This is a genomic window from Paraburkholderia sp. UCT31, from assembly GCF_014397655.1.
Classification (GTDB): domain Bacteria; phylum Pseudomonadota; class Gammaproteobacteria; order Burkholderiales; family Burkholderiaceae; genus Paraburkholderia; species Paraburkholderia tuberum.
The window spans coordinates 46,301-60,352 of the sequence record NZ_VZQP01000029.1 but is presented as its reverse complement, the minus strand read 5'-3'; the positions used below and the strand labels follow the sequence as shown (position 1 = coordinate 60,352).

11 protein-coding genes are annotated in these 14,052 nt (G+C 60.1%); all 11 read right to left on the bottom strand.

Annotation, left to right across the window (positions count from 1 at the left end):
* Nucleotides 1-113 precede the first annotated feature (113 nt).
* On the bottom strand, nt 114-1,625 hold the full coding sequence (locus F6X40_RS23740) for a cellulose biosynthesis cyclic di-GMP-binding regulatory protein BcsB (protein WP_187629458.1): 1,512 nt from the start codon (nt 1,623-1,625) through the stop codon (nt 114-116).
* A complete protein-coding gene (gene bcsA / locus F6X40_RS23735; protein ID WP_187629457.1) occupies nt 1,618-3,729 on the bottom strand; it encodes a UDP-forming cellulose synthase catalytic subunit in 2,112 nt (703 codons plus the stop codon). The genes F6X40_RS23740 and bcsA overlap by 8 nt, the downstream gene beginning before the upstream one ends.
* 363 nt (nt 3,730-4,092) lie before the next feature.
* Nucleotides 4,093-4,518, bottom strand: a complete 426-nt coding sequence (locus F6X40_RS23730) for a hypothetical protein (protein WP_187629456.1) — start codon at nt 4,516-4,518, stop codon at nt 4,093-4,095.
* Nucleotides 4,519-4,635: 117 nt separating this feature from the next.
* Entirely contained in the window at nt 4,636-5,145 is a 510-nt protein-coding gene (locus F6X40_RS23725; RefSeq protein WP_187629455.1) for a hypothetical protein, read from the bottom strand.
* Nucleotides 5,146-5,216: 71 nt separating this feature from the next.
* Nucleotides 5,217-5,606, bottom strand: a complete 390-nt coding sequence (locus F6X40_RS23720) for a hypothetical protein (protein WP_187629454.1) — start codon at nt 5,604-5,606, stop codon at nt 5,217-5,219.
* 245 nt (nt 5,607-5,851) lie between these two features.
* Nucleotides 5,852-8,188: an ATP-binding protein gene (locus F6X40_RS23715; RefSeq protein WP_187629453.1), complete on the bottom strand. Its 2,337-nt coding sequence runs from the start codon at nt 8,186-8,188 to the stop codon at nt 5,852-5,854.
* A 785-nt stretch (nt 8,189-8,973) separates the two neighbouring features.
* The gene (locus F6X40_RS23710; RefSeq protein ID WP_187629452.1) at nt 8,974-9,642 is read right to left on the bottom strand and encodes a hypothetical protein; all 669 of its coding nucleotides are present in this window, start codon (nt 9,640-9,642) and stop codon (nt 8,974-8,976) included.
* A gap of 29 nt (nt 9,643-9,671) precedes the next feature.
* On the bottom strand, nt 9,672-10,265 hold the full coding sequence (locus F6X40_RS23705; protein WP_187629451.1) for a hypothetical protein: 594 nt from the start codon (nt 10,263-10,265) through the stop codon (nt 9,672-9,674).
* Between the two features lie 20 nt (nt 10,266-10,285).
* Nucleotides 10,286-10,444 carry a hypothetical protein gene (locus F6X40_RS23700; protein WP_187629450.1) on the bottom strand — a complete coding sequence of 53 codons (159 nt, stop codon included), beginning with the start codon at nt 10,442-10,444 and terminating at the stop codon, nt 10,286-10,288.
* 199 nt (nt 10,445-10,643) lie between these two features.
* Nucleotides 10,644-12,602 carry a peptidoglycan D,D-transpeptidase FtsI family protein gene (locus F6X40_RS23695; protein WP_187629449.1) on the bottom strand — a complete coding sequence of 653 codons (1,959 nt, stop codon included), beginning with the start codon at nt 12,600-12,602 and terminating at the stop codon, nt 10,644-10,646.
* 177 nt (nt 12,603-12,779) lie between these two features.
* A complete protein-coding gene (locus F6X40_RS23690; RefSeq protein WP_187629448.1) occupies nt 12,780-13,670 on the bottom strand; it encodes a hypothetical protein in 891 nt (296 codons plus the stop codon).
* Nucleotides 13,671-14,052: the final 382 nt, after the last annotated feature.

The following is a 14,052-nucleotide window of genomic DNA, read 5'->3' as shown; positions in this document are numbered from 1 at the left end:
GAAGCGGGGCCGGCAAGTGCGAAACCGGGCAACGAGAGTATGGTACCGATAGCAGCTGCGATAAGCGTGCGATTCATAGAATTGTTCTCGAAGAGTACCCGCCGAGGGCGGGATTAAAGAGTGCCTGACGAAAGTCTTCTGGCTTCCTGAGCCGCCAACGTCGCGTTTGTGGACCAGAAGGCGAGCAAAAGGAGCGTCGACAGCAGCGTCCAGAAGACTTTCGGGTCGGCCAGCATGAGGCGCATCCGGCCGACCAATGAGCGCTTGGTCACTGCGAGCGGTGTGGCCTTATCGTCGCGGGTGTCAAACAGCGCCGCTTCGTGAGTGAACAGCTGCCACGCCCCGGGCGCGCGCAACATGCTGACGGAACGGGCGACTGCCGTCTCGTCCTGACCGAGCAAAGCAACGACTTGCACGCTGCCGGCGCTACTCGGCAGCGAAACCGCCTGTCCTGTCCTCAGGGGCGGGTACACCGGCAGCCCGCGTCGAATTGCAGGGTCGATTGAAAGGTCGCGACCGAGAATCAGCCCCGATGGACTGCCCTTTACATTGAAGCGGAAGTCAACGTCGGTGACCCGCCCTGTCATCCGTGCCTTGATTGCGACGAAGTTGAGTGCAGCCGCTTTGAGCGAAGGGTTCGGCTCCGTAAGCGACACAGCTAGCCGGTCGTCGGGTACATGGACAACAGCCGAGGCGTCAACAGATGTCGTGGCAGTGCCCGGGAAAACAAAACCCGAATCCACAAAGGCATGGGCTGCCCGCACGACATCGAGGTCGCTATCACCCGAAACGACGACGACAACCGACTTCCCGTTATTGGCGGGATAGACACCAAGGAACGGCCCCGCAATGCCCGTCGCGACCGCTGCCGGCAGGTAGGGAGCCAACGTTTTGCGGGTGCCGACTAGCAATACGTCGCCAGCCTGCACGACCTTTTGCGCGATGGCCCAAGAGGTCCGGTCGGCGTTTTTTTCAACTGTCGCGGCCCCGTTGCGGTAATGCGCCGTGACGTCGACCTGCGGCATGCGCGCGGCGATGCCCTGCAGTACCAGCGCCGCTGCGCGTAACTGCGCTTCCGAGTCGGAGTTGCGCCCGGTCACAACAGTCACCGCGCGAGGCAACCACGCTCGCCGGTCAAACGCCACCGGAAGCTGCGCCAGAGTCGGTGCGTTATTTTCCCGAAGGCCCGCAAAGTCGAGCGTAACGGACGAGTGTGCATCGTCGACGGCAGCGAGGTAAGCACGCGCCGGGTCACCGCTCAGAGAGGCCGACTTCGGCACAAGGGCAAGCTGAACGCTGTTTACGCCGGGGACAAAGGCGTGGGGAGGCAGCGCAACGGTCTGCACTCTTGTTCTTTCAGCCTTGACTTCTGTTGCCGGCTCACCGTTGACCCATACGATGTACTGTGAATCTGCCGGGACCGCAGCGGCGGGCGTGACTCGAAGATGCACGCCGCTAAGTACTTCTCGCGGCGACAGCTCGAGCGTCAGCGCGTGGGCGGCAGCGGCTGCATCGCCGGCCGAGAGCAGGGCCGAAAAGGGTCGCGTCGCGGTCTGTGCCATCAATGGCGAAGCCGCCGTCGTTAGCAAAAGCGCGACAGTGGCGCCTATTATCCACTTAGCCATTCAGAGCCTCCCGGCCGAGTTGACGGGCATGCGCATGCGCGCCTTTCGCAGACAGTGCAAGCATGCCTAGCAGGGATTTGACGAAGTTTGAGGAGGATTCACGACGCTTCCACGTCTGCACCCAGCGTTCGCTGTCGCTGAAAGCAAGGGCAACGGCGGCGCGCTCTTCTTCCGGCGAGTGAAACGAATAGAGCGCAACGTATTCGCTGGGGTTGTTGCTCGCCAGCTTGAGGGTCTGTGCGTCGAGCAGATGCGTCCGGAACTTGACAGCAAACCGGTTCAGAACCACCTCGGCGGGCACGAGTACTCGAAGTCCGAGCTCGTTCGCATCGACGAGCAGGGCCTCTACTTCACCGGCGTCGGTCACTAGCGTGACAGGTTCGTTGATGTCAACGCGCGGACGTGCGCGGCGCTGAGCCCTCTCGAACAGCGCGCCGAGCGCGCCGAAGCTGAGAAACAGATTGATGCCGAGCCAGACTATGGCCATGATGAGGATGACGCGCGATTCAGGTTCGAGAATCATCCGTGCGATGCCCCATCCCATGCCAACCACGGAGGATACGAAAATCGCATAGAAAGGCAGACGGAATTCGCTGAGGAAGTCTGTATCGTTCTTCTCGCCCTTCGGCGTGACCTTGAAAGTAGGAGCGCTTGGGCGCAGGAAGGTCGAGATGAGCGCCGGCAGCATATAGAACGCCTGAAGCGTCTCATACAGCTCGGATGAGAAAATCCGGCGGAAGCGTCCATTGAGTCGCTCGGCCGTCACCAGTGTGGCGACGAGATACGGAAGCGTATAGCCGACAAGGTTCTCGCTGCCGCCCGGATACATCTGCAGTTTGAATACGATGCTAAGCAGCGGCACAACGAACGTGACGAGGCGGGCGAAGGGGAAGAACCAGAACAGGCCGACGGAAAAATAGCTGACTCGCTGACCCAGCGTCAGCCCTCGAATGAACCACGGATTCTGCTTGATGAGAATCTGCATCATCCCAGTCCCCCAGCGGATGCGCTGAATGAGGAAACCCGATATCGTCTCCGGCTGAAGCCCCGCAACCATCGGCCTGCCAAAATAGACAGAACGCCACCCGCGCTGATGAAGTTTCACCGAGGTCGAGGCGTCTTCAGTGATGGAGTCAGTAGAGAATCCGCCGACTTCGAGAATGGCTTCGCGCCGCACCACAGCGCCGGAGCCACAGAAAAATGACGTGTTCCACATGTCGAGGCCCTTCTGGACCACTCGATAGAACAAGTCGTTCTCCGCCGGCATCTGGTTAAAGAGGCCCAGGTTTTTCTCCACCGGGTCGGCGTTCGTGAAGAAGTGCGGCGTCTGGACAAGCGCCGTTTTCGTGTCGTCGATGAAGAACCCAACCGTGTTGCGAAGGAAGTCCTCCGTCGGAATATGGTCGGCATCGAGGATGGCAATCAGCTCGCCCGACGTGTTTCGCATCGCTGCGTTGAGATTGCCGCTTTTGGCGTGTTCGTTCGAGGCTCGAGTCAAATAGACAGCGCCATGGCGAGCACACAGTGCCTTGAGCTGCTCGGCGCGTTCGGTCAGCTCTTTTGCCTGCTCCGGGCTTTTCGCGTTTCGCGCGCGGGGAAAGCCGTCGTCGAGCACAAAAACCCTGAAGCGGTCTTTCGGATAGTCGATTTCTACGGCTCCGAAGACGGTCGGCGCGACAACTGAGAGCGGTTCCGAGTAAGTTGGAATATAGATGTCGACAAACGGTAGTAGCGCGTCATCGGCCGGCAACGGTTTGGGCTGCCGCTCGAGAAGCCGCGAGCTGACAAAATACCCAAGTAGAGCGATGCCCATTGCGTAAAGCTCTGCTGCGAGCAGTGCAGCAGATGCGAGCGCCGAGAGGATGCCGCTGTGAATCGGGAATGATTCGAAGCGCCAAGCGATGTACCGAACGACGAGAAAGCCGCTGTATGTTAACAGCAACGGTCTCGCTGCAGCGGCCTGCACCGGGACGATAAGAACAAACAGACCCACGAGATATAGCCCGTTTGCCACCGGGTCAGCGACGCCGACCGAAATGACTGCCAACACAATAAGGCCTGCCAGGGCAGCAAACGCAGCCGTCTTGTAAAGTGTAAAGCGCATTGCGCTATGCCCATCCGAGTTGTTTTGTAAAGTGTCTGTCCGGCAATTGCGTGCGAAAAATTGCGCGAAGAAATTTGAGAAGGGTTTGTGCTTCCCCGCAAATTATATCCGCGTTTACACTTGCTCTCAATGTAAAGCTAAAAATAGACGGTAAAAACGTGGCGCTTCGACACTCGCTGCGTTGCTCGCCCGCCTAGAGCCGTCTTTTCGCATGTCGAGGGGTTCCGAGGCTCGCGGCTTCTCCTGTGCTTGCCCAACGAGATGCACATCGCTTGCTGTAGCCGGCCACGCGGTCGGGTTTCGACCTGAACGAGAAAAAGGCCACCAAATGTGGCGGCCTTGAAATAAGCTTTACAGAACGTCTTACTGCGCGGCTGGCTTGACCGTGAGGTTGAACCAGCTGTGTATTCCGCCGTTGTCCCAGTCATACTTCCACGTTGCCTCAAGGCCGTTCGACTTGAGCCACTCGCTGAAGTCGAGCCAGACACTGTGATACTTGTGCCGTGGTTCGACAATGCCGGCCGTCTGGGACCACGAACTCACGCCCAGGACCCGTGCGACCTCGCGGGTATCCGCTTGGCCAAGGGCAAACGGTTTTGGCGCGCGGCCCGCTTCGATTTGAGCGATGACGGTCTCGCGGACTGCGCCAAAAAACGCTTCGACGCGTTCCAATGCGACAACTTCCAATTCGCCTTCGGCGGCGGCCCTACGGCGCAGGGCCTCGAGCGAGCGTGCTTCCTGGTCTGCGAGAATGGAGCGAAGACGTTCGCCCAGCGTGTGACTACTCATAAATGCCTCCGGGTGGCCTCAGAAAACCAGTCTAGCGACGCGGGCGGCCTTCTTGTTCCGGGCAAAGAAAAACCGCGCAAGACTGGCTTGCACGGTAGTGAATCGAGTGGATTGTAATCAATCGGCGTAAGCCATTTTTCCCTGATGCGCTCGCAGGAAAGCGAGAACGTCTTCTTTTTGCGCCTGACCGTAATACGGATGGGGTACTGAGGTCTCGAAAGCGGCCGCTACGTCAGCGATGAGTTGCGGCGAAATGACAGTCAGAACCCGCCCCTCGAAAGCCGCCATCACCTTTTGCACCACCTGAGGAATACCTTCGTCCAGCGTGGCCCCGGTGACCACGGACATTCTCGAAAGGCTCCCAATCCATTCGAAGGGGCCGCTATAGCGGTCGTCCGCGAAATGCAAGCGCTCCTCCCGCGTTCTGCAATGGGTGTATGGGATGTGTTCCGCGCGCTCCAGCCAGAAGTTGAAACTGTACCAGCGCCCGGCGACCTTAACCTCCGTCTTGTTGGCTGTTTCGCGGCCGTCCGCATACGAAGTACGGCTGTCGCAACGAGCGTCCTGACGACGCGCGCTCTTTTGTTGTCGGGTTTCGCAAACGCGAATGTGCAAATCGCCTGCCATGTTTCCTGTCCTTTTTTGAAATTCCCCTTTGCTGGGGCGGCGCGCAGTGTAGCCAGGTTGCCGTTCGCTGGTTAATCGGCCGGTTCGCTGTTCGGCGATATCGACGCCGCGAGGAAATCGTTCATTTCCAGCCATCCGAAAAGGCTGGTAATCCGAATCGGCTTGGCGTTGTCGTTCAGAACGCTGAGAGCCTGCTCGCGCGTCAGCCCGTGCTGCTCACGCCACAGGTCGACGTGCGCGAGCCATGCGAGGCGGCGCTGTTCCTTGAAGCGGGCCGGGTCCCAAATCTGTTTCGGCAGCATTCCGTTCTGGTCGTACAGGGCACCGTCGTGCGCGCGGAAAAGGTAGCCGAGAATGCACGGCTCCCCGCCGGCGGAGGCGCCCGTGTGCGCGACAGGATAGCCGGTGGCGGTGTGGGCGTCAGCACAGGCCTTGCGAGAAGCCCATAAGGCAACCGCCACACCTTCGATTTGCGCGATTACGCTGTGTGCTGAGTCCATTCTTTCCTCTGTGCGCCGAAGGCGCGGGGTAAAACTTGGTTCGAAGGTTCGGGGAACCCGATAGCCTCCATTGGTCGGCAATTTCCCGGGGTTCGGCTTTACATACCGGACCTGCTCTCGGCGGGGGTGCCGACGGCATCCGTACGGCGCGCACATGCTGAGAATTTAGCGACCTTAGTCAATTTTGTAAAGGAGACTAAGTGATGTCAACGGAAGTCTGCGACACTCAGGCTGACGTCGTCCGGTGAGTTCGACCGTAGCGCACGAGAAATTGCGACTTTTTCCGCTGCTCGCACGAAATGCACCAAATCCCGGCCTGACCAGCCTTCGGTCTGCCCTGCAACATGCTGGGCGAACGCATCCAGGTCAAATTGAACCCGCTTGGACCCAATAAACCGGCGTACCAGCCGTGCACGTGCTGGCAAATCCGGCAATCCGATAGTCCATTGCTCTGCGAATCGCGACAGGACGGCAGAGTCGATGTTTTCAGGTCGATTTGATGCGCCGAGCACGAACACCTCCCCCGGGCGACTGCGCACCCCGTCCATCTGGGTCAGCATTTCTGCGACGAGGTCGTCCGTGAAAGAGTCGCCTTTCTGTCCTCCGCGCGACGGAAACATCACGTCAGCCTCGTCGAAGAACACTATCGAGGGGCTGGCGGCGCGCGCTCGCTCAAACAGGGCAGCGAGCGCTGTGCCTGACTGCCCCACGAACCCTGCCTTGATATCAGCCACGGACACGCCAACGAAGGTCATCCGTGATTCGTTCGCAAGCGTTCGCGCAATTTCGGTCTTCCCCGTTCCGGGCGGACCGGCGAGCAGCAGCGTGCTGGTCACGGAGAAGCCTTTCGCTTTGAGCCGCTCCGCGTGCTGAAGGGTCAGGCATATCTCCTGAAGGCTCTGCTTCGTCGACGCGGGAAGAATCAGGTTGTCCCACGAAGACTCGCTGCCTACGGAGTGTCCGGCCTGTCTGCGCAGCGCGTCGGCGCGCGCCGCCAGCGCATTCGAATCGACAGGTGCTCCATCACGGGGCAAGTCCCGCACTAGCGCCTTGAGCTGTCGGCCAGAGAAGCTTTGCGTCGCAGCGGCGGCGGCCTGCGCCAGCTCCTGCGAGGGTTCCCTACGAAATACGTGCTGATATTCAAGACGGAAAATTGTCGCACGGCCCTGCTCATCCGGTAGGGCGATTTCCAGTTCCTTCAGCCGTCCAACGATGCGGGTATCGACCACCTCCTTGCGGTTGGTCGCGCCGATGAAAAGCACATTGCCGCCAGTCGCGGTACCGTCAAGCTCCGGGAGGAAAGAATTGACGATTTCCAGAACCATCGGGTCGTTTCGGCCGTTGTGCGGGTCGGCAAGTGCTGCCTCGCACTCGTCCAGGAAGATGATGGCGCCGCGCGCGCTAGCACGAGCTTGTCGCCACACCGATTGAGCGTGTTGTGCGCTTTCGCCGATATTCGACCGCTTGAGGTCCGCAAGGCTCAGGCTGAACAGTTGAGCGCCGGAGGCATCGGCGAAGGCCTTGGCAATTCGCGTTTTTCCGGTTCCGGCCGGGCCATGAAGTAGAAGCCCACGTGGCGTGCGGACGTCGCGCGTCATGAAGTCCGCCAGAGTCTCGTCGAGCTCGTCGCGGACAGCGTTTTGCAGATAGAGCGCATGCCACGGGTCTGAGGGGCGGCTGATGAGGGCCTCGAGCATGGATATTTCGGCGCAAATAGTGGCAAGCTCCCGGCTGAGCGCCGCAAACTCCACTAGCGCCGAACGAGCGCCGAGCTTTTCGAGATTCTCAACAAGAGCATCGCCTGCGCGCAGCCCATGCTCCTGCAACGGGTCCAGCTTCGGGGCCATCCAACTGTACTGGCCCGACTCCGGGGCGAGGGCAAAGAAGGGTATGTACTCGTGGGAGGCTGTCTTCCCGGGCGAGAATACGATGAGCGCCGTATGGTTGACTTCGCCGACCGCGTTCCCGACCGGAAAGAGGCGGGACCGTTGGATGGGCCGCCGCTCACCGGGAACCCAGCAGTCGCCGGCGAACGGATAGTCGTCGTCCTTCCCCATGTTTTCTGTGAGTAGCCAGAAAGAGAGCGGCGCGTCGGACAGCAAACCCACGGAGGGTCGTTCGCGTTTTGTACGTCTGACCAGCCCTCGCAGCAGTGGCCGAAGGCCTCGGGCCAGCACGGCGCCCGCCATCGCAGGAACGGCTAACGTTGCGAGGATTACAGGAGCGGCGGCGAATACGTGGCCGCCTGCGTATTCGCGTAATCCAACCAGTGCTCCGACAGTCACCCAGCCCAGCGTAAGCTTGGGCCGATGGCGCGCGGTGAATAGCCAGTTGCGGGCAAACCCCGTGACCGAGCGAACGGTTGCGGAACCCGGTACGCGCTGCTCTACCGGGAAGGCCTCACGAATGGCGCTCGTGCGGGCTTTCTCGATACGCGGCATGAGGGTTGGCAGCGCCTTTGTGGCAGACTTCAGATTTCTCTGGAGTTCAGCCCGGCGGGCGAGTCTGATTTCCAGCTTCCGGTTCAGGATGTCAACAAACATGTCGTGGGTAAAGGGTGACGATGTTTTTGTGTAGACAAGGGGTTAGTTCGACCGCCGGAACAGGTGGCGCAAAGAAGCATGGCGGCATTTTGTAAAGCTGCGCACCATGAAAATTGCCGACGAGTGGTCGGCAATTGAGTCCCCTGCGGTCCTGGACACGCTCTCGGCGGGGGACGCCGACGCCATACGTACGGCGCGCACGTGCAACGAAATCGGAGGTGGTGACCCGTTTGTCAGCGCGGCGGGAGCGCTCATTCCCCCCCGGTGTCTCCCAGGAGGCACGCCTGCTGTTTTGTCAGTCACCTACGGACGACGCGTATCCGTCCGCGCCCGAAGCACATAGCTCCGAGCGGTAAGCCGAAGTGCCTGGCGTTTCACCAGGTGCAAGACCGGACGAACCTTTGGATGCGGTTCCTTGCCCGGCGTGGTTGCCCACTTATCTCGCGCAACGCTCCCCATCTTTCGAAGCGGAGCTGCCCCCAGTACTGGGAAAGCACTTCAGCGGTAAAGCGCGGGGTATCACACGACATGGAGTCAAAGGCATCCACGGTGCTCCTACGCGGGCTATTGCTCCTTTGAAGCAGCCCGTTTCGCGCCCGCCCACAAGTGGGCGCCACCGCCGCCGCCGGCTCGCATAGCGTTACCGGCAACAACGGGGGCAGCGCCCTCCTGAGGTTCAATATAGAGAAGCGGTTTAAACGGCGTCGGCGGGAGCGGCGTGCGCTTCGCCCGAACACCGCTTCGGCGGTTTCAGCGTCCTCGCGGCGAGCTAACAGTGCCCGTGCTCACAGTGCGGGCACCCCTGGTCCGGCGTTGCGGACGCGATGCCACTTGGCGATTTTCTTCTCGAGCAACAGCAGCAATCGGTGCTCAAGTGCGCCGGCAGATTGCTCGGCGCCCCCTGCGATGCGCGTATGCATCATGCGCACGGCCATCTTGTAGGCTTCCAGCAGGGTGGTGCCCAGCCAGTCAGAGCGGTCAAGGTCCTCGGGCGCGTTGGTGGCTTCGACCAGCGCGTCCTGTGCGGTGAGCAGACGTCGGGAAAAGACCCACAGGCGTGCAGAGAAATCGTCAAAGGCGGCTGGCTCGCCGACGGTCCAGAGGATGGCGTCGGCGGATGCCCGCATGTGCATCCCTTCTTCCGAGCGCACCGCCGGCAGGTGTCGAATGTACTCGAACAACGCATCGGCCATTACGAGGAAAACGTCCACCACTTCTTCCTGAAGGTCGTCGAGCGTCTTGCCTTTTCCGTTCTTGCCTGTCAGATTGAGGAAGGCCTCCGCAACCTCGCCCTGCTCTTCCAGCGCTTTGATGAGACGGCGGGCAATACCGTCAGGCTGCGGCTCGACGCCGCCTACCTCCCATATAGCGGTGTGGAGCACGGTCGCGCGCTGCGGAAGGTTCGCGGGGCTGCCATCGGCGTTGTACGCGAACTGGGGAACGGGCTGTTGCATAGGTGTGTATGGAGCTCGTAAGAAAGGTGTCAATCCATGGACCGGAGCGCGTCGACGGCTTGGTCGAGCACGTCATCAGGCTCATCGCCGGTGTAGGCAACACCCTTGCCCACGTATGTCCAGGCCGACGCGTCCCCCACAGGCCCGGCCGACGGCGCCTCCACGAGCACCTGCAGCTTGATGGGACGTCCGGCGACCTTCAGGACGTAATAATGAGTTGGCGGCGCGTCTTCGGCCGTCGGAGCGGCGCGCTCCGCGACGAGCAGGTCGTCGGGAATATCAAGCGGACGGATGGACTCAGGTTCGCGCGTCTGGATGTTAAAGACGAGGCCATCGACCGTATGGTCGAACCCGCTGGGATAGGAAACAGCGTATTCGGGCGGCAGGATGCGCTTCAAAGTCTCGCGGACCTGCTCCCTGACCGGCGGCTCTTCTGTCAGCGCGCGCTGGGCGGAGTCGGTTCCTAAAAATCCGGCGGCGAGTTCGGCGATACGGCCGATGACGTCAACATCGGTTGTGAAGGCGAACAGGTCCGTTGCACGGGAAAAGCCGCTGTCTTCCAGATGCTGACAAAACGCTGCACCCAGACTGCGGTAGTTCTTCGTCTGCAGTTCTTGCATCATTGCGCCCCGTATGTCTTGCGTCAGGCCGTCGGCTTCGCGCCGGCGGCGGAAGCGGACTGACCGGCTCCGCCGACCTCGAGCAGGATGAGGTGCATGATGCGAGCAACCGTCTCCTCGCTCAGCGTGCCCGCATACTCGAAGCGGATGCCGCTAGTCGCCGTTTTCGTGCCAAAGTTCACGTGAGCCTGTCCTGGCGGCGGGGCTGTTCGCGGAAGGTGGACCTTACGCTTTACCGTCGAGCCGTTCTTCAATGCGGGTGATGACAAGTCGGGCATTTTTTGTTTCCTCGTAAGCCGGTGCGGGTAATGGTCCGGCGAAGCTGCCTTTACATTATACCACCAGCCAAAATTGAAAAGCCCCCTTTACAGGGGGCTAAAGTCAATGCAACTTTGCTGTGACAGAGTGACCGGGTGGCGGCGAATGGCCCTGCGCCGGGCCCGCCTTGAAGCCTGGCTGACCGTGGTTGGGCGCCGTTCTCGGAGCTGGCCTTGCGTCGGTCTTTGTCGCTACCGGGACCTCCTCCTCGCCGTCGTCGAGCGTCATGTCCGTCGCGATGTCTTCATCCTTGCCTGCTATCGGCGCACTCGCGGAGGCGGGTGCCGAGGCGGCGGCAGTCGAGGCCGGAACCGGCGGCTTGTACGGCTTGTAGTTCGGGTCATCCGGCGGAACGTTGTAGCGGATGACGGCTTCGGACAGAATCTTCGCGAACGCCGGTGCGGCGACGCCGCCGCCATAGAAGTTGGCGCCGCCCGGTTCGTCGACCATCACTCCGATGATGAAGCGCGGGTTACGAGCAGGGGCGATGCCCACAAACGAGGCTACGTACTTGTGGATGTAGTGGCCATGGTCGATTTTTCGGGCAGTGCCGGTTTTGCCCGCAACGGTGTAACCGGGAATCCGGGAGAGCGGCGCTGTGCCGCCCGGCAGCGTCACGAGCTGAAGCATGTTCATCATCTTCTTGACCGTCATCGAACTGTAGACCCGATGCGGCTGGTCTTTCGGCGGCGCGCCCTTAACAATCGAGAGCGGAAGCCACATGCCGTCGTTTGCAAACACGGTGTATGCGCGGGTAATCTGGGCGAGGCTGACCGACAGCCCGTGGCCGAAAGACATCGTCGCCTGTTCGATAGGTTTCCACGTCTTTGGGTCGCGCAGCCGGCCATTAACCTCGCCCGGGAAGCCAAGATGGAGTGGTACTCCGATGCCGACGCCATGATAGTACTTCCACACCTGTTCAGGCTTCATCAGCAGCGTGATTTTGGTCGCACCAATGTTCGAAGAATGCTGAATAATCTGCCATACGGGCATGCTCGGGAAGGGGTCGTCGTCCTTGATGGTGAAGCGGCCCATCTGCAGCGCGCCGTTGTTCGTCGGCAGCACCGTGTTCTGCGTGATTACACCCTCTTCCAGGCCGGCGGACACGCCAAACGGCTTCATCGTTGAGCCCGGCTCATACGTGTCGGTCACGGCCCGGTTGCGCGCAGCAGCGTGGTTAGCGAGCTGCGCCGGGTCGTTCGGATTGAACGTGGGCATGTTGACGAGCGACAGGACCTCGCCTGTATGAGCGTCCAGAATCATGGCGGCCGCACCCTTTGCGTGGGTCTTCTCCATCGTGTCGGCCAGCACGCGGTAGGTGATTTCCTGCAAATTGAGGTCAATCGTCAGTTGCACGTCGTCGCCCGGGGATGGCTCGACCTCGCCAAGCTCCTCGACTGCATTGCCGCGCATGTCCTTGATGATTTTCTTGTGCCCGTCTTCTGGCGCAAGCGTGTCGTTAAAGGCGAGTTCCAGCCCCTCCTGTCCCTCGTCGTTGATGTCCGTGAAACCCAGAAGCTGCCCCGTAATCGCTTCATAGGGGTAGTCGCGCTTGAACTCTTCCTTGAAGTGAAAGCCTTGTAGATTGGCGGCCTCGAGGGGCGCTGCATCATCGGGCGAAAGATGGCGCTTAATCCACACGAAGTGCTTCTTCTTGTCTGCGATACGCTTCTGGAGCCACGGCTTCGAGACCTTCAGGAGTTCGGAAGCCTGCGTCAGCTCGTCCTCGTCAAGGTCGGATTCAGAGGGGTCGGCCCAAACGGACAGCGTCTCAAGACTTCCGGCCAACACCTTTCCGTTGCGGTCGAGAATCTGGCCGCGCTCGGCCGAAAGCGGGATGGTCCGGGCATACCGGGCGTCACCCTGCTTCTGAAGGAAATCCTTGTTGTAGACCTGGATGTAGACCAGGCGTGCGACGACGGTCGCGAGCACGACGAGGAACATGAAGATAACGAACCAGATGCGCATCAGAGGCATCTTGAAGCGCAGTACGTCTTGCTTGACTTCGACTTTCGGTTTCATTGCACGAGGGGGATGCGGGAATGCCCCGTCTAGAACGCAGGTTTAGCCTTTTTGCCAAGAGAATGAAGGATTTTCACACGCGGTCCCGCCGGCACCGGCAAACTCGTTCGCGAAAAAATTAACCCCTTTCGCGAACGAAAGGGGTATGGGGTTGAATGAAATGAAAAGCCTATTGCGTCACGCCGCGCGAACGATAGGAGCAAGCTCCATGCTGTCGGGCATCAACGCGTCGCCGAACACGGGTTGCAGGTAACCAACTCCCTTCTCAGGGTGGGTGACCCACAGTGCCTGACATGGCATGTCCTCACGCAAGAGCCTGTCGTCGGGCCAGCATCGCGGTCCAATCAGCGAGCCGTTGACAATCGTTTCGTCGACGGACTTGAATCGAGGCCCTCGTCCGGCTAGCATCAGCCGGTCGTAGCCTACTTCCTCGCGCGTCGCCGTCCTTTGCGGGTTGTCCGCGTGGGATAGCAGGAACGTCGTGTCGTAGACTTTAAACAGCATGTCTGAGGACGTGGAAATATCAAACGTCACGTTGTCCAACGTACCCTCGAGCAAGTCGCGGGTGACGTCATACACAAGTTTGTCCAGCAAAACTGCCGGTGCGTCGTGCGCAGTCGCCTGGCGCGCAACACACGGAACGTACACCTCCGGAAACTCGCGTGAAAGCTGCGTAATCCCGTCGGCGAGTTCGTTGGCGACCGCTCCGACACGTTCAACAGCCTGCAATTCAGCGGCGTTGAACGCTTTAAGGAGACTAACACTGCCTTCAATAAACCCGCCGCCCAACGCGCAGACGAATGCCTCGTAATGGTGACCTGCCAGATTGTCCTTCAGTACCTCGAATGCCGATTGAAACACGCGCTGGGCGCGCTCCTTCGCTACATCTTCGTTGTACTCGTTGACGCCTGCGGTATCTTCGAAGGGAAATGCTGCTCCCCATCGCCAATCCGAAAGCATTAACACCGGAACGCCTCCGAGCGACGTATCTTTACGGCGTCGGACCTGAGGCACTGGCGGACGAACCGCCCGCAGCTCCCGGGCCAGCGCAGTAACTTTCGCCTTCAACGGCTCCTCAGAATGAACTGGCGGAGACACAACGCAACGCGTTATTTCGACCGTTCCCACCGTCGACTTCGAACTGAGACACCTATCCATCATAGTTTCGTTTACCTCTGAAGTGGCCTGATGCTTGTTTTCATGGTTCTATCCTGCTGTATGTAGCCTCACTTGGTTTGTTGCGGCGCCCGCCATGCACCCCACAAGGGAGCGTCGCTCCATCCAAAGCTTTTTTGTATAGTACCCAGAAAACATTACAGCGTTGTCAGAAAAGGAAGCGTTTGCGGTAAAAGTTACACTACCGGCTTCCTTTTTCCGCCGGTTGCCTATGAAATTGCAAAATTTGTCACCAGGGCGCGCGTTTGCATGTCGTTGTAAACGAGTGCGCAAT